The sequence below is a fragment of the Mesorhizobium sp. WSM4819 genome, from assembly GCF_055811215.1.
In genome coordinates this window covers 36,955-51,932 of the sequence record NZ_JBVVQO010000009.1, presented here as the reverse complement: position 1 = coordinate 51,932, position 14,978 = coordinate 36,955, and the positions used below count along the sequence as shown (strand labels likewise).

The 14,978-nt window shown below is 62.4% G+C and carries 16 protein-coding genes and 1 pseudogene; 8 read left to right on the top strand and 9 right to left on the bottom strand.

All coding sequences use genetic code 11. The features are described 5' to 3' along the window. Nucleotides 1–323: 323 nt before the first annotated feature. Nucleotides 324–1,040, top strand: a complete 717-nt coding sequence (locus AC0L18_RS10730) for a pentapeptide repeat-containing protein (protein ID WP_473492249.1) — start codon at nt 324–326, stop codon at nt 1,038–1,040. 182 nt (nt 1,041–1,222) lie between these two features. On the opposite strand, the pseudogene AC0L18_RS10725 reads toward AC0L18_RS10730, so the two are convergent. Beyond that, nucleotides 1,223–1,498 (bottom strand): annotated as a pseudogene (locus AC0L18_RS10725) (hypothetical protein); the annotation flags it as partial. A gap of 201 nt (nt 1,499–1,699) precedes the next feature. On the opposite strand from AC0L18_RS10725, the gene AC0L18_RS10720 reads away from it, so the two are divergent. The 3 genes from AC0L18_RS10720 (at nt 1,700) to AC0L18_RS10710 (ending at nt 4,315) form a co-directional block, all read left to right on the top strand. Then, nucleotides 1,700–2,818, top strand: a complete 1,119-nt coding sequence (locus AC0L18_RS10720; protein WP_473492127.1) for an alpha/beta hydrolase — start codon at nt 1,700–1,702, stop codon at nt 2,816–2,818. Nucleotides 2,819–2,879: 61 nt separating this feature from the next. Continuing rightward, complete coding sequence (locus tag AC0L18_RS10715; RefSeq protein ID WP_473492126.1) at nt 2,880–3,290, top strand: cyclophilin-like fold protein; 411 nt, start codon at nt 2,880–2,882, stop codon at nt 3,288–3,290. A gap of 131 nt (nt 3,291–3,421) precedes the next feature. Next, nucleotides 3,422–4,315, top strand: a complete 894-nt coding sequence (locus AC0L18_RS10710; RefSeq protein ID WP_473492125.1) for a LysR family transcriptional regulator — start codon at nt 3,422–3,424, stop codon at nt 4,313–4,315. Between the two features lie 120 nt (nt 4,316–4,435). On the opposite strand, the gene AC0L18_RS10705 is transcribed toward AC0L18_RS10710, so the two are convergent. Further along, on the bottom strand, nt 4,436–5,230 hold the full coding sequence (locus tag AC0L18_RS10705) for a Tim44 domain-containing protein (RefSeq protein ID WP_473492124.1): 795 nt from the start codon (nt 5,228–5,230) through the stop codon (nt 4,436–4,438). Here AC0L18_RS10705 and AC0L18_RS10700 point away from each other — a divergent pair. The 4 genes from AC0L18_RS10700 to AC0L18_RS10685 all read left to right on the top strand — a co-directional run bounded on the left by AC0L18_RS10700 (nt 5,205) and on the right by AC0L18_RS10685 (nt 8,017). Continuing rightward, on the top strand, nt 5,205–5,342 hold the full coding sequence (locus AC0L18_RS10700) for a hypothetical protein (RefSeq protein ID WP_473492122.1): 138 nt from the start codon (nt 5,205–5,207) through the stop codon (nt 5,340–5,342). The two genes, AC0L18_RS10705 and AC0L18_RS10700, sit on opposite strands and share 26 nt — an antisense overlap. A gap of 262 nt (nt 5,343–5,604) precedes the next feature. Beyond that, nucleotides 5,605–6,498, top strand: coding sequence for an alpha/beta fold hydrolase (locus tag AC0L18_RS10695; protein ID WP_473492120.1), 894 nt, complete (start codon nt 5,605–5,607; stop codon nt 6,496–6,498). 79 nt (nt 6,499–6,577) lie between these two features. Continuing rightward, entirely contained in the window at nt 6,578–6,901 is a 324-nt protein-coding gene (locus AC0L18_RS10690; RefSeq protein WP_128248061.1) for a hypothetical protein, read from the top strand. After that, nucleotides 6,902–8,017: a DUF1186 domain-containing protein gene (locus AC0L18_RS10685; RefSeq protein WP_473492119.1), complete on the top strand. Its 1,116-nt coding sequence runs from the start codon at nt 6,902–6,904 to the stop codon at nt 8,015–8,017. A 36-nt stretch (nt 8,018–8,053) separates the two neighbouring features. On the opposite strand, the gene recQ is transcribed toward AC0L18_RS10685, so the two are convergent. From recQ to AC0L18_RS10650, 7 genes are all read right to left on the bottom strand, one after another. After that, on the bottom strand, nt 8,054–9,898 hold the full coding sequence (gene recQ / locus AC0L18_RS10680; RefSeq protein WP_473492117.1) for a DNA helicase RecQ: 1,845 nt from the start codon (nt 9,896–9,898) through the stop codon (nt 8,054–8,056). Between the two features lie 428 nt (nt 9,899–10,326). Continuing rightward, the gene (locus AC0L18_RS10675) at nt 10,327–10,665 is read right to left on the bottom strand and encodes a cupin domain-containing protein (protein WP_473492115.1); all 339 of its coding nucleotides are present in this window, start codon (nt 10,663–10,665) and stop codon (nt 10,327–10,329) included. Nucleotides 10,666–10,687: 22 nt separating this feature from the next. Next, nucleotides 10,688–11,455, bottom strand: a complete 768-nt coding sequence (gene kduD, locus AC0L18_RS10670; RefSeq protein ID WP_473492113.1) for a 2-dehydro-3-deoxy-D-gluconate 5-dehydrogenase KduD — start codon at nt 11,453–11,455, stop codon at nt 10,688–10,690. Then, entirely contained in the window at nt 11,452–12,309 is an 858-nt protein-coding gene (kduI, locus tag AC0L18_RS10665; protein ID WP_287345544.1) for a 5-dehydro-4-deoxy-D-glucuronate isomerase, read from the bottom strand. Before kduI ends, kduD begins: the two co-directional genes overlap by 4 nt. A gap of 27 nt (nt 12,310–12,336) precedes the next feature. Next, on the bottom strand, nt 12,337–13,113 hold the full coding sequence (locus AC0L18_RS10660) for a FadR/GntR family transcriptional regulator (protein ID WP_023800077.1): 777 nt from the start codon (nt 13,111–13,113) through the stop codon (nt 12,337–12,339). Between the two features lie 9 nt (nt 13,114–13,122). Next, complete coding sequence (locus AC0L18_RS10655; protein WP_473492112.1) at nt 13,123–14,403, bottom strand: TRAP transporter large permease; 1,281 nt, start codon at nt 14,401–14,403, stop codon at nt 13,123–13,125. 4 nt (nt 14,404–14,407) lie between these two features. Continuing rightward, complete coding sequence (locus AC0L18_RS10650; RefSeq protein WP_031255309.1) at nt 14,408–14,935, bottom strand: TRAP transporter small permease; 528 nt, start codon at nt 14,933–14,935, stop codon at nt 14,408–14,410. Between the last annotated feature and the right edge of the window lie 43 nt (nt 14,936–14,978).

Sequence of the window (14,978 nt, the reverse complement as noted above, 5' to 3'; positions counted from 1 at the left end):
CAACTTCGGCCTCGCTAAGCGAAGTCGTGGGGTAGCGACAGCGGAATCAGGATACGCGACTAGCACCCCGTGCCGGGTCAACCTCCCGTCGGGAAGTACCGATCGGCGCGGACCCAAGCGGATTCACGCTTGTCGGCGGCGGACGCCGGCGGTGGCGTCAGCACCCGAGCAGGCTCCCCATTGTTGACGTCCGCTGCGCATCTGCGGCGACCGTCGCCATGTCCTCTGCTCCCGGGTTGACGGTGGTGTAGACGAGGAGCACTCTCGATTGTCAGCAGATGTGGTCAGGTTGAGTGTCGGCGAGTGGCAGAGGTCCAGCAACCATGACTTTGAGGCGAACCAGAGCTTACGCCGCATCCGGCTGGGTTCTAGCGATTTGCACTGTGTTTGCTTGGCAGAACGCCACTGCTGCTCACAATTGCCGCGCAGCCGCGACGCCTGGCGTCAATTGGCACGAGTGTGACAAGAAGCTTCTCATCCTAGAAGGACAGGACCTGAGCGGGGCGAACCTGTTCGGTGTTGATTTCACTTCGACCGACCTCAGGAACAGCAATCTCCTTGCGGCAAATCTTGAGAAGGCAACGCTTGTGCGTGCTTCCCTGGCCGACTCGACCGCCAAAGGCGCCCGGTTCGACAGAATCGAGGCCTACAGGACCGACTTCAGCCGTATGGACGCGCAGGGCGCTGTGTTTGCGAGCGCGGAATTGCAGCGCTCGAATTTCCAGGACGCCAATCTGACCAACGTTGATTTCACAAAGGCAGAATTGGGGCGTGCGCAATTCCATGACGCCGATCTCAGCGGCAGCCGCTTCTCGTTTGCCAATCTCGCACGGGCGGACTTCCGAGGAGCGACGTTCACCGCGTCGATAGACTTTGACCGCGCCTTTTTCTTTCTGACCCGTATCGAGGGCGTCGACCTTTCCAATTCGGCGGGTCTGTCCCAGTGGCAGCTCAACATGGCTTGCGGAGACGCCCGGACCGAGTTGCCTTCTGGCTTGACGAGGCCTGAAGATTGGCCCTGTCAATTCCAGCAGGAATAGTTGTCGGCAAGCGAACTGCGGCAATGCTGCACCCGACAGGATTCGAACCTTTCGGCAAGCCGCCTAACCCGAATGCCCTGCCGTTCCCGAGCGGTTGGGTTTTGCGTCTCGACATGCATGAACTCGTGCTTTCCGCACCGTTCGCAGAGGTGGCTAGTCCACCTCCTGCTCAGAAGGAAGGATCATAGCATGAGTGACGAACTGATCTGCCTTCCGGATGCAATGGAGCCCGTCACGCGCCCCGGCATTATACACCATAGGTGCGAGCATCCCGGCTGCGCCAAGAATGTGGGATGGGGCTTTGCCAATGTCCTCTGTTCCAGGTCGAAGTATCCAAGATCATAAGGCATGAGGCTCAAGGGCCAAATGCCATCGTCGAACTCGTTGACGCCGAACCTTTGATCGGCGGGCACGGTGACGATCTTCTTCCTGTGCATGCAGATGCGGCCGGAGGCGGACGAATCTGTTCACCTTCGGGACGAGCCTGCGCTATTCGATTGATGAATCACCCTCATAACGACATGCGGATTTTGCCGTCTAATCGATCGCCGGCGTCGTCGCTATTCTATTTCACACATTCGCAACACTGCCGCGCATGCCGAGGAAATGAGCATGGCCCGGCAGCCCTGCGCAGTTCAGGACGATCAAAGGAGACAGGCATGAACAAGCAGATCGGAATCGAGAGCACGGCGGAACCACAGTCCAGTGTCGACTTTGGCCGGCGTGATCTGCTGAAGCTGACCGGCGCCGGCGTTGCCGCGCTCGGTGCGGCGTCGCTGTTCAACATCCCCTTCGCAAAGGCTCAAGACATGTCAAACGGCGCCAACAACTTCTACACCAGTGATCGGGTGACGCTGGAAAAGATCGCCTTCAAGAGCCAATACCAGATGAACGTTGCGGGCAATCTGTTCATTCCCAACAAGCTCGACCGCAATGCGCGCCATCCGGCGCTCGTCGTCGGGCATCCGATGGGTGCGGTGAAGGAACAGAGCGCAAATCTCTATGCCACCAAGATGGCCGAACAGGGCTTCGTCGCCATGTCCATCGACCTGCCGTTCTGGGGCGAAAGCGAGGGCGAGGCCCGCCAGATCGTTTCGCCGGATGTCTACGCCGAAGCGTTTAGCGCCGCGGTCGATTTCCTGGGCACACGGCCATTCGTCGACAGAAACCGCATCGGTGCGATCGGCGTCTGCGGCAGCGGCAGCTTCGTCATCAGCGCGGCCAAGATCGACCCGCGGATGCGCGCCGTCGCGACCGTCAGCATGTACGACATGGGGGCCGCCAACCGCAACGCGCTTAACCATTCACTGAGCGTCGAGCAGCGCAAGCAGGCCATTGCTGCAGCTGCCGAGCGGCGCTGGGCAGAGTTTGAAGGCGGCGAGGTCGAATATACCAGCGGCACGGTGCATGAGCTGACCGCCGACACCCATCCGATCCAGCGGGAGTTCTATGACTTCTACCGCACGCCGCGGGGTGAATTCACGCCCGCAAGCGCAAACCCGCAGATCACCACGCATCCGACGCTGACCAGCAATGTCAAGTTCATGAATTTCTACCCGTTCAACGACATCGAGACGATCTCGCCGCGCCCGATGCTGTTCATCGCCGGCGATCAGGCTCACTCCCGCGAGTTCAGCGAGGATGCCTACCAGCGAGCGGCCGAGCCGAAGGAGCTTGTTTGGGTTTCCGGCGCCGGGCATGTCGACCTCTACGATCGCGTCGACCTGATCCCGTTCGACAAGCTGACCAGCTTCTTCAATCAGCACCTCTCCGCGTGAGCGGCGCGATGGAGCCTGTCGCGGAACAGGCTCCATCAGCATTGATCGGGGATACGACCGCATGCTGAAACTGTTGCTGAACGCCGCTGTTATCGCACTCGGAACGGTTGGATCTGGCATGGCTCAAGAACGCATTCGCATTTCTTCGGATTGGGGCGAGGTCACAGCCGATCTCGCCGATAACGAGGCCGCAAAATCTCTGGCGCAGATGCTGCCGCTTACGATCGAGATGTCCGATCATCTGCGCCAGGAAAAGACCGGCAATCTGCCTTCCGCCTTGCCCGAGCTGGCGCGGCAGCGCGACTTCTCTGTCGGCACGCTTGGGTTGTGGAGTTCCGATCATTTCGTGATCTACTATCGGAGCGGTCGCCTCCCGGGCCCTGGCATCATCAGGCTCGGGCAGGTCACTGGCGATGTCTCGATCTTTGATCGTCCCGGTCCCGTCACCATCCGCATTGAACGCGCCGACTGAAACCTGCGCAATCCGCTCGTAGTTCGTCGCCGGGGGGCGAGCGGCGGATTGAATAGCTGCCGCTCAATGAAGTGTGTTCGCCTTCGATTTATCCGGTATAATCGAGCTCTGGCTATTACAAGGATTCATGAGTGCCGCGGCAGAATGTCAACGATCTGCTCGCGTTCCTGGCTGTTGCTCGGGAGCGCAGCTTTACGCGCGCCGCAGCCCGGTTCGGCATATCGCAATCGGCGCTAAGCCACACCATCCGTCAACTCGAAGCACGCCTTGGCGTTCGCCTGCTCACCCGCACGACCCGCGCGGTGGCCCCCACGGAGGCGGGAGAGAGGCTTTTGCAGCGGATTGGGCCGCACTTTGACCAGATCGAAATCGAGGTCGATGCCCTGAACGAACTGAGGGAAAAGCCCGCCGGAACCATCCGGCTGTCGGCGCCCGACTATGCAATCAGCAGCATCCTTTGGCCCAAGCTGAAACGCTTTCTGCCGAAATATCCCGACATCAAGGTCGAACTCCTGCTCGACAACGGCCTCACCGACATCGTGACGGAGCGCTTTGACGCCGGGATCCGCATGGGCGAGCAGCTTGCGAAAGACATGATCTCGGCTCGCATCGGACCGGATTTCCGCTTCGCGGTCGTCGGCGAAGAATCCTACTTTGCCGAGCACCCCGCGCCGGAGAAGCCGCAGGATCTCGTGCAGCACAATTGCATCAACTACCGTTTTCCAACGTCCGGGGCCCTTTATGTGTGGGAGTTCGAGAAGAACGGCCGCGAGATCAAAATTCGCGTCGATGGGCAGCTCGTCTTCAACAACATCTTTCATGTCCTGGACGCCGCGCTGGCCGGCCGCGGCCTCGGCTATGTTCCGGAAGAAATGGCCCTTCCCCACATCGCCAAAGGGCGGCTGGCGCGGGTCCTGGAAGGATGGTCGCCCTATTGGGATGGCTACCATCTCTATTATCCGAGCCGCCGGCAATCCTCGCCTGCTTTCGTTGCCCTGGTCGATGCGCTGCGCCATCGCGAGTGACTATCGATGCCGCGGGCTTCGACGTTCTTGCACTGAAAGCCCCGCAACGAGGGCGACGACAACCGTCCATACATCATGGCTCGCCAGATGACGTGAACCGCCGAGGCTGCAGCATAACGGTCAGGGCTGCTGTATTGCCGCCAGCTTCCAGTCGCCGCCGTTCTGGCGCGTGAAGGTCCACAGTTCGGTCGTTTCCGTCGGCCGATCGGCTTCGCCGGCGACGATCTTGCCGCTGGCGCGATCGCGCATTACGTCAAGAGACTCGTAGCGCAGGGCAGCCGTCGCGTAGTCACGATCATCTTCCCGCCAGCTCTCCGCAATATCGGCCTCCAGCAGGCTGACGTTCGACACCTCGTTCCTGATGCCGTTTTTGGCATTGTCGGCAAGTTCTTCGGACAGGTACGACACCATCTCGGGGGTCGCCAGCCGGCGCAAGCCAGCATGGTCTTCACGCCCGAACGCTTCCTGAACTTCGGTCAACCGCTGCTGGAATGTATCGAGATCGGCCGGCGTCATCGTAATTTGATCGTTAGCTGGAGCCGTCCGGCCAAAGCCAGACCCGATGCCTGCAATGGGGAAAGATGTGACGTTGTCCGCCTCGCGCTGGGCTGCCGCGTTTCGCCCAAAATTGCCCATGCCCTGGGGAACGCCGGCCATGGCAGGCGCTTGGTTGCGTGCCGATTGCGACCGGAAAAAGCGGATGATCAGCATGATCGCGCCGCCGATCAGCAGTCCTTGCAGCAGCAGGCCCAACATGCCAGCCAAGCCGCCGAACCCCTGGCCCAAAAGAAGTCCGATCAGACCGCCGAGCAGCAGGCCACGCATCATCGAACCGCCGAGGCCGCTGAAGATCCCTGGTCGTTGGGCTGCCGGTGTCTGGCGCGCCGCATTGTTCGTTGCGGTGTTGGGCGTCATCGAGCGCTCGACCGGCGCGGCCGGCTGTGGCGCTGTCCTGGTCGGCGGAACCGACTGGAACGTGCGCGTGCCGCGGCTGCCGAAGCTGCCGCCACGCCGCGCCTCGGCGTAATCGGCCGTGACCATGGAAAAAGCCAGGAACAGTCCTGCAAACAAAACGGCAAACCGGCTCGAACGCGAAATCATCATGGCAAATCCTCAAGCGACACTTTGGCGCTATATGGGGTGCGCCGATCGAAATATCAGTGGCCGCAGCTTCCGTACCTGGCAATTGAGGAGAATTCCAGGACCGCCACAAATTCAGCAAAGCAGCCGACCGTGATCCTTCTGCCACCTTGTGCGTTGTCGCCTGAGGCACACCGAGGAGAAAAACGGTGTTTGCAGGTTTCAGGGCCACCAGCTTGCAACTGGACGACACGACCATTTTCGCAAGGGTCGGCGGAACCGGTCCGCCGCTGCTGCTGCTTCATGGTTTTCCAGAAACGCATCTGATGTGGAGGGATATTGCCGCGGCCCTGGCGCCCCGCTTCACAGTCGTCGCCGCCGATCTTCGCGGCTATGGGCAAAGCGGCTGCCCGGTCTCCTCGGCCGATCATAGCCCATACGCCAAACGCGCCATGGCCGCAGACATGGTTCAAGTCATGCAGCGGTTGGGTTTTGAGCGGTTCATGGTTGCCGGACACGACCGCGGCGGGCGGGTCGCCTATCGCCTGGCACTCGATCACCCCGATGAGATATCCAGGGTCGCGGTCCTCGACGTCATCCCGACCGCCGCCGCGTGGGACAGGGCGGATGCCAGACTGGCTCTCGGCTTCTGGCCCTGGAGCCTTCTTGCGCAACCGGAACCGCTGCCGGAGCGGCTGATCGGCGCGGCGCCCGATGCCATCGTCGACAATGCGATTGTGCAGTGGGGATCGCCGGCAGAAATGTTCTCTGCAACGATCAGGGAGGCTTATGTCAAGGCGCTTCGCGATCCCGTTCATATTCATGCGATTTGCGAAGAGTATCGGGCCGCTGCCACGATCGATCGTGAGCATGACGCGCAGGACCAGATAAACGGTCGTCGCATCAAATGTCCGCTCCTGGCACTGTGGAGTAGCCAAGGCGGCCTCGAGACCTGGTATGCGGAGCAAGGCGGCCCGCTGGCTATCTGGAGGAAATGGGCCGACAGAGTTGAAGGAGGTCCCGTTCCGGGCGGGCACTTCTTTCCAGAAGAGCACCCTCACCAGACTGCAGCGACTCTCTCGAAATTCTTCGAGGATGAATAGGGGAATGACGCCCAGGGCAGAGTGTTGTAGAGGTTCACATGCCTCATTCGCCCGTCCGGCATCAAATCTGCTTGATTAAATGAAAGCCATCTCTACAGCCACGGCCCTGACATGCAGTCTCGTGTTTGTCGGAGGTTGCGCTTCGCCCTTCCATGCATCCTTTGATGCAGCGAAATACGACAGGATGAGTTGCGTCGAACTCAACGTGGCCATGGGTGAAGTCGCCAAGGAGCTGTCGGCGACAGCGATCACCCGGGGCAAAGTCGCGAAAACCAACATTCCGAACTGGCTATGGGGAGCCCGGCGTGTCGCCACTACCGTCACTGCCCGCCAGAACGCGAAAATCGAGCAATTGCAGCAGCAGGAGGCTGCGATCGCAGCTGTGAGACGAAGCAGGTGCTGATTGCGGCGCCTGCTGCCGAAGGCCGAGCATTGTCGAAGCGATCCCGCGAGTCTGAGACCTTCTGCACAGGTATTTGCCGTTCGTGCGGCGGATGAACTGTTGAAAGGCAGCCGGTCTGTCGTAGATTTGCCAAGCACGAACGACAGCGAGGATGCCATGAAGAAGGAAGAGCTGGAAACCGTCCTTGGCCGTGGCGGGCCCGGCTTCGATCTGGGTCCGATTGAAGATCAACTGCATGACCTGGCACGCGAAGGGCAATTTCCGGACGTCGCCATCGCCCACTGCATCGCAAGGATTGAAGAATCCGCTCCCGCGCTGCGGGCGGTCATCGCAAGAGCGGCCGAAGGAGAGGATCTGTCGCGGGATGATGAGATGCGGCTCCTGCGAGGCATTTACATCCTGGGCGGCGCTCGCGACACTAGAACGTTCGGGCCCTTGTTGCGCCTGCTGCGCCGTCCGGGACGCGAGCTCGATGACCTGCTCGGCGACGTGGTGACCGAGAGCATGGCGCGTATCGTCGCCGGGGTATTTGATGGCGACGCCGACGCTTTGTTCAGCTTGATCAGCGACCGCTCTGTCGATGAATACGTCCGCGATGCAGTTTTGGGCGCAGCGACCTTCCTGACCTGGGAGGGCCGCATCAAGCGTGACCGAATGCGAGATTTTCTCGAGCGATTCCACACCGAGAGGCTGGCCGGTGACGACGATTTCGCCTGGATCGCCTGGCTGGAGGCAATCGCCCGGCTTGGCTTGCGCGATCTGGCGCCGCTGGTTCACAGCGCGTGGGACGACGGCCGCGTCCCAATGGGCATGCTTGAACTCAGTGATTTCGAAGACGATCTCCGGGCAGCCGAGCAAAGCCCGAACGACGTCGATCGATTCGAGCGGACCGGTCTCGGCTATATCGACGATGTGCTTGAAGCGTTGGAATGGACCAGCCACCTTGAGTATTTTGGCAAGGAAGACTTGCACTCGCCCTTCCCTGAAAAAACCTGGCTCGACGAGTTGCCGAGCCTGACAGCGCCGGTCACAAATCCTTTGCGCCATGTCGGACGAAATGACCCATGTCCCTGTGGAAGCGGCAAGAAAGCGAAGAAATGCTGTCTCGCAAATTGACCTGCTGCAGCACCGCGGACTTGATCCTTGGCTGTCTCAGGCCGATCCACTGGATTGGTGCGCAGCGATTGCGCCGAGGAAGATCTCGCCGAATTCCCTGAGTTTTGCGTCACCGACGCCGTTGACTGCTGCGAAGGCGTCGAGGTCGCGCGGGCAGCGTTCGGCCATGTCGATCAGCGTGCGATCGGAGAAGATGACGAAGGCCGGCACCTGGCGCTCCCGGGCGAGACGCAGCCGAACCGCCTTGAGCGTGGCCAAAAGCGCGGTATCCAGGTCTTCAGTACCCGCGGCAGCATTCGGGGTGGGACGAGTCTTGCCTTGTGCCGCGCGGTTCCGCACCTCTACGCGATACCGGAACGGGACCTCGCCACGGGCCAGCTCGCGGCCCTTTTCCGCGATGGCAAGGCCACCATGGCCGCCTGAGTCCAACGTCAGAAACCCTCCCGCGACGAGCTGGCGGATGAGCGACTGCCAGACATCCTTCTTGCGCGCCACGCCGGTCCCGAAGCTGGCAAGCCTGTGGTGGTTCCTGGCCAGGACTTTCTCGGTTTCATGGCCGAGCAGAACATCGACGACATGGACGGCGCCAAAGCGCTCGCCGGTCTGCGCAATGGCCGCGAAGACGATCCGCGCCTCCGCTTCGCCATCCGCGTGCGGCGTCTGGTCGAGGCAGTTGTCGCAATTGCCGCAAGGCATTGCTGGTTCGCCGAAGTAGCCAAGCAGGATCTGGCGACGGCACTGGGCCGTTTCGCAATAGCCTATCAGCGTATCGAGCCGGCCATGCGCGCGCCTTTTATGCTCCGCCGGCGCGTCCTCGTCGTCGATGAAAAGCCGCCGCATGCGAATGTCGCCGAGACCGAAGAGCATATGTGCCTCGGCAGCCCGCCCGTCGCGGCCGGCGCGGCCGATTTCCTGATAATAGGCTTCGAGGCTGCCCGGCAGGTCGGTGTGGAAGACATAGGCGACGTCCGGCTTGTCGATCCCCATGCCGAAGGCGATGGTCGCCACCATCACCACGCCCGACAGGGTCATGAAAGCGTTTTGATTTGCTTCACGCGCCTCCTTGCTCATGCCGGCATGATAGGCCAGGGCGCGCACGCCGTTCTTCTCGAGGAACGCCGCCATCTCTTCCGTCTTCTTGCGCGACAGGCAATAGACGATCCCGCTGCGGCCGGCATGACGCTGCACGAAGCCCAGCAATTGGCGCTTGCTGTCCTGCTTGGCCTCGACGCCAAGCTTGATGTTCGGCCGGTCGAAACCCAGCACCAGGGTTTCGACGCGCCCGGCGAACAGCTGTCCGGCGATGTCGGTGCGCGTCGCCTCGTCCGCTGTCGCCGTCAGCGCAATGATCGGCACATCAGCGAAAATGTCGCGCAGCCGCGACAACTCTTCATATTCGCGCCGGAACGACGGCCCCCATTGGGAGATGCAATGCGCCTCGTCGACAGCGATCAGCCGGATGTCGAGCCTGGCCAGCGCCTCGAGCATCCGCACGGTCATGAGCCGCTCCGGTGCAAGATAGAGCAGGCGCGTCTGGCCCGCCGCGACGCGGCGCCATGCGGCGACATTGGCATCGCGATCGAGCGAGGAATTGATCGTATCGGCCGCCACGCCGGCAAGACGCAATGCCGCGACCTGGTCCTGCATCAGCGCCACCAGCGGCGAAACGACAATGGTGAGGCCGCCCAGGACCAGCGCCGGGACCTGGTAGCAGAGCGATTTGCCGGCGCCGGTCGGCATGACGGCCAACACATGACGCCCGGCCAGCAGCGCCTCCGTCACGGCGTCCTGGCCGGGACGAAAATCGTCGAAGCCGAACACGTCCTTCAGGACGCGCCGCTTGGGATCCTCCGCCGGGACGCTCGCCGCCGCTGCCTGCATCAGGGAATTTCTATGATCGGCGCTGCCCGAAAAGGCATTGGGGGAACGGCCCGAGTCAGCGGCGACGTGACCTGCCGAAGCTCCCTGGCGAATCGTCGGGTGACCGCTTGGACAGCCGATTCGGACATTCGAACGCTCCTCAAGTCCCGTCTCCGTCGGCTCCGTCTGAAAAGTTATCCCCCTCATTGGCGGATATGCGAGCGTGATTCCAGCCTCTATTCACTTTGGCTGTGAATATCGCGCAACGGCTCGGGCCGATTAATCCTATCTTCACCATGATTCGGCAGGTTCAGGTCCTGCGGTGATGTTTTGAGTACCGCGGCGCCACAAGCGCCCAGGCAACACGCCCGCGTCTCTCCGGAGGCGCGGGCTTTTTGCTGCCGAGACAGGCTGCCGCTGCGCAGTGACCTGCGGTCGTTGTCGTACTTTCAGTCAAGGAAATCGGCGCGGTGCGGGGTAAAGCTGTCGACGAGGCGGCCGGCCTCGAGCGCCTTGACGCCGTGGACCAAATTGGCAGGGACAATGAAGCTGCTTCCCGTTTCCATGATCTCGGTCGTGCCGTCGATGGTAACCTCGAAGCGTCCTTCGGCGACGTAGCTCGCCTGAACATGCGGGTGCGAATGCAGCGCGCCGACACCGCCCTTGTCGAAACCGAACTCGACCATCATCAATTCGTCGGTGTGCAGCAGCACACGTCTGCGATTGCCATCCGGGGTCGGCGTCCACGCGCCCTCGCCGGCATGCGCAAAGATCTTCGTTCCGGTCATCGCCACATCCTCGTCATGCTCCTCATCGCGCCAGCCAGCCGCCGTCCACCGGCACCACCGCGCCATGCATGTAGTTTGACGCCGGCGCCAGCAGGAAGACGGCAGCGTCGCCGATGTCTTCCGGCCCGCCCCAGCGCCCGGCCGGAATGCGCGCCAGAATGGCGGTGCTGCGGTCCGGGTCGGCACGTAGCGCCTCGGTGTTGTTGGTTTCGATGTAGCCGGGCGCAATGCTGTTGACGTTGATGCCTCTCGACGCCCATTCGCAGGCGAGCAACCGGGTGATGCCGAGCACGCCATGTTTCGAGGCGGTGTAGGAGGCGACGCGGATGCCGCCCTGGAAGCTCAGCACCGAGGCGATGTTGACGATCTTGCCGCGCCGTTCGGGATCGGCAAGCACGCGCCGGGCGAAGCTCTGGCTGAGAAAAAACACCGTCTTCAGGTTGACGTCCATGACATCCTCCCAATCGGCTTGCCCCAGATCGACGGCGTCGGCGCGCCGGATGATCCCGGCATTGTTGACCAGTCCGTCGAGCGGCCCGGTTTCGTCCCAGACGCGATCGAGCATCGCCTGAGCGGCGGCGTGGTCGGCAAGATCGCAGCGCACCGCCTCGAAGCCGCCGCCCGCCGCGCCGATCTTTTCCGCGGTCTCATCCATTGCAGAGCGGCCGACGCCGACCACCGCACCACCGGCGCGCGCGATCGACAGGGCGATGCCTTGGCCAATGCCGGTATTGGCGCCGGTGACGAGAATGCGCTTGCCGGCCAGGCTGAAAGCCGAGAGGTCGCTCACCGCAGCTCTTCCATCGTTACCGGGTCGACATCCGTATAGTCGACATTGTCGCCGGCCATCGCCCAGATGAAGGCGTAGTTGGAGGTGCCGGCGCCCGAATGGATCGACCAACCCGGCGACAGCACCGCTTCCTCGTTGCGCATGACGAGATGGCGTGTCTCGTCCGGCTCGCCCATGAAATGAAACACCCGCGCCGTCTCCGGCAGGTCGAAATAGAGATAGGCCTCCATGCGCCGGTCATGCACATGGCACGGCATGGTGTTCCAGACCGAACCTGGGGCGAGTTGGGTCATGCCGACGACGAGTTGGCAGGTCTTCACACCCTCGGCATGGATGAACTGGAAGATCGAGCGCTCGTTGCAGGTCGCCTGGCTGCCGAGGTCGAGGCGCTTGGCATCGCCGATGCGGATCAGCTGGCTGGGATGGCTCTGATGCGCCGGCGCGCTGAGCAGATAGAACTTGGCCGGCTCGGCTGGGTTGACTGAGGCGAATGACACCTCATTGGCGCCCATGCCGAGATACAGCATGTCGCGCGGCTGCAGCTCGTAGGACTGGCCGCCGGCTTTGACGATGCCGGCGCCGCCGATGTTGACGGCGATCATTTCGCGGCGATCGAGAAAGTTCTTTGTTCCGGTCGGCTTGATCGCCTGCAGCGGAAGCGGTGTCCCGGCAGGCATGGCGCCGCCAACGATCATGCGGTCGTAATGCGTATAGGTCAGACCGATGCGGCCGAGCTGAAACAGGCCTTCGATCAGAAAGTTGTGGCGGAGCTCGTCCGTCCCCATCGCCGCGGCGGTAACAGGGTCGATGGCGAAGCGCGAGGTGAAGTCGGTGTGATTGTCAGTGTGATTCATTGCTGTCCCATTGGGCTGCCTCATTGGTCATTCGGTTGCCGCGGCCTTGACCGAATCGGCATAAAAAATCTGGCGTGCGTGCAGGCGCTCGCGATAGCGCTGCTGGCTGGCGCTGAGATGCGCGCGCATCGCTTCGCGCGCCGACTCGGCATCGCCTGATGTAATGGCGTTCAGGATCACCAGATGCTCGTCTTGCAGTCCGCGCTGATAGGCGTCGGATTGGGCGAGTTCGGTCGACCACGGCGATGTCACGTCGCAAGGAATGGCGCGCCGGCCAAGCACGTCGAGCATCTCGACATAGAACGGATTGTTGGTGGCGCTGGCGATCGCCCGGTGGAAGGCGAGGTCGGCCGGACCTGTCGGCTCGCTGTTCAAAAGCAGCCGCTCGAACTCGAAGAACGCCTCCTGGATCGCTGCTTCCTGCGCGGCATTGCGACGGATAGCGGCCAGACCGGCGGATTCGATCTCGATCGCCAGGCGCACCTCCAGCACGTTGAGCGCGATCGAATCCTTGCTGCCGATGTCCGCGGCCAGCGTGCCGAACATCGTCGAGATATGCTCGGTGACGAAGACCCCGGCGCCCTGGCGCGGCTCGACCAGACCGTCGGCGGCAAGCTTGGCCAGCGCTTCGCGGATGACGGTGCGGCTGACCCCGAAGGTTTCGGTCAGCCGACCCTCGGTCGGCAGCTTTTGGCCTGGCTGGATCTCGCCCGCCTGCAACTGCTTGCGGATCGCCGCGACCACGGTCTCCGACAGCTTGGGCTTGCGTTCGACCTTCAGGTTGATTGCCATGTCCGATGCCATTGCCAGCCCCTATTTGAAGACGCTCGGCAGCCATAGCGAGATGGCCGGAATGTAGGTGACGAGCCCCAGCACCACGATGCCGGCCCCATAGAACGGCCAGATCGAGCGCATCGCTTCCCAGACGGATATCTTGCCCACCGCGCACGCCACGAACTGCACTGCGCCGACCGGCGGGGTGTTCAGCCCGATGCCGAAGTTGAGGATCATGATGACGCCGAAATGCACCGGATCGACGCCGTAGGCCTGCGCCACGGGCAGGAAGATCGGCGTGCAGATGATGATCGTCGGCCCCATGTCCATGAAGGTGCCGAGGAACAGCATCAAGAGGTTGAGCAGGAGCAGCACGACCAGCGGATCCTCCGAGATCGCGTTCATCGACGCTATCAGCGCTGCCGGCACTTTCAGGAAGGCCATCAACCACGAGAACGCCGCTGCCATGCCGATGATGAGCAGCACCATGGCCGTGGTGCGCACGGCGCCATGGGTGGCATGAACGAAACCTTCCCAGGTCATCTGCCGGTAGACCAGGACAGTCACGAGCAATGCATAGATGACGGCGATGCAGGAACTCTCGGTGGCCGTGAAAACGCCCGATCGCACGCCGCCGAAGATGATCGCTATCAGCAGCAGGCCTGGCACCGCGACCGCGAAGAGATGCGCGACGGCGGCGAAGCCGGGAAACGGCTCGGTCGGATAGCCGCGCGAGCGCGCCACGAAGTAGGCGGTGATCATCAGCGCCAGCGCCAACAGCAGGCCCGGGATGATGCCGGCGGTGAACAGGTCGGCGATGGAGATCTTTCCGCCTGCCGAGATCGAGTAGATGATCATGTTGTGCGACGGCGGTAGCAGCAGCGCGATCAGCGCCGCCATCGACGTGACGTTGACGGCGTAATCCGCTCCATATCCACGCGCCTTCATCTGCGGGATCATCAAGCCGCCGACCGCCGCTGCCTCCGCCACCGCGGAGCCCGAAATGCCGCCGAACAGTGTAGCGGTCGCGATGTTGACCTGCCCGAGGCCGCCGCGCATGTGGCCGACGAGCGAGCCGGCGAAGGCAACGATCTTGCTGGCGATGCCGCCGCGCACCATCAGGTCGCCGGCGTAGATGAAAAACGGAATGGCCAGCAGCGAAAAGACGCTCATCCCGGAATTCAGGCGCTGGAACACGATGAGCGGCGGCAGGCCGATATAGAGAACGGTGGCAAAGCTTGCGACGCCGAGGCAGAAAGCGATCGGCGTGCCGATGAGCATCAGGACGGTGAAGACGCCAAAAAGTATCCAGAGTTCCATGGCGTCAGACCTTCACGTTGGCTGTGTCGAGTTCGGCTGCGACTTCCGCCGGCGGCAGCTCATCGAGCGCATCGTCGATCGGTGCACCGGAGAGGCGAAGAACGATGCGCTCCAGCGTGAACAGCACGATGAGCACGCCTCCCGCGACAAGCGGGACGTAGTCCCAGCCCCCCGATATGCCGAGCGACGGCAAGGTGGCGCCCCAGGTCAGCGCGACCAGCTGGCTGCCATACCAGATCATGCCGATGCCGAAGGCGAGCGCGACGAGATCCGAGATCATCCTCAGCCAACGCTTTCCGCCTTTCGGCAGCACGTAGAGCAGGACGTCGAAGCCGAGGTGATAGTTCTCGCGCACCCCGACGGCAGCGCCGAGGAAAATGAACCAGCTCATCAGCATCACCGAGCCCTGCTCGGTCCAGCTCGGCGAGCGGTTCAGAACATAGCGGCCGAACACCTGCCAGGCGACGAAGGCGGTCATCAGCACCAGCCCGATGCCGGCGATCCACAGCGCCGCCGTGCTGACGCGCGACATCACGCGCGCGATGCCGGACAGGGACGGTCTCTGTTCTGAGCTG

Coding starts and splice junctions, on each gene's coding strand:
- AC0L18_RS10650 (WP_031255309.1), bottom strand. CDS start 14,935: ATGTCGCGCGTCAGCACGGCGGCGCTGTGGATCGCCGGCATCGGGCTG.
- AC0L18_RS10720 (WP_473492127.1), top strand. CDS start 1,700: ATGAACAAGCAGATCGGAATCGAGAGCACGGCGGAACCACAGTCCAGT.
- AC0L18_RS10660 (WP_023800077.1), bottom strand. CDS start 13,113: ATGGCATCGGACATGGCAATCAACCTGAAGGTCGAACGCAAGCCCAAG.
- AC0L18_RS10715 (WP_473492126.1), top strand. CDS start 2,880: ATGCTGAAACTGTTGCTGAACGCCGCTGTTATCGCACTCGGAACGGTT.
- AC0L18_RS10655 (WP_473492112.1), bottom strand. CDS start 14,403: ATGGAACTCTGGATACTTTTTGGCGTCTTCACCGTCCTGATGCTCATC.
- AC0L18_RS10675 (WP_473492115.1), bottom strand. CDS start 10,665: ATGACCGGAACGAAGATCTTTGCGCATGCCGGCGAGGGCGCGTGGACG.
- AC0L18_RS10730 (WP_473492249.1), top strand. CDS start 324: ATGACTTTGAGGCGAACCAGAGCTTACGCCGCATCCGGCTGGGTTCTA.
- AC0L18_RS10690 (WP_128248061.1), top strand. CDS start 6,578: ATGAAAGCCATCTCTACAGCCACGGCCCTGACATGCAGTCTCGTGTTT.
- recQ (WP_473492117.1), bottom strand. CDS start 9,898: ATGCAGGCAGCGGCGGCGAGCGTCCCGGCGGAGGATCCCAAGCGGCGC.
- AC0L18_RS10705 (WP_473492124.1), bottom strand. CDS start 5,230: ATGACGCCCAACACCGCAACGAACAATGCGGCGCGCCAGACACCGGCA.
- kduI (WP_287345544.1), bottom strand. CDS start 12,309: ATGAATCACACTGACAATCACACCGACTTCACCTCGCGCTTCGCCATC.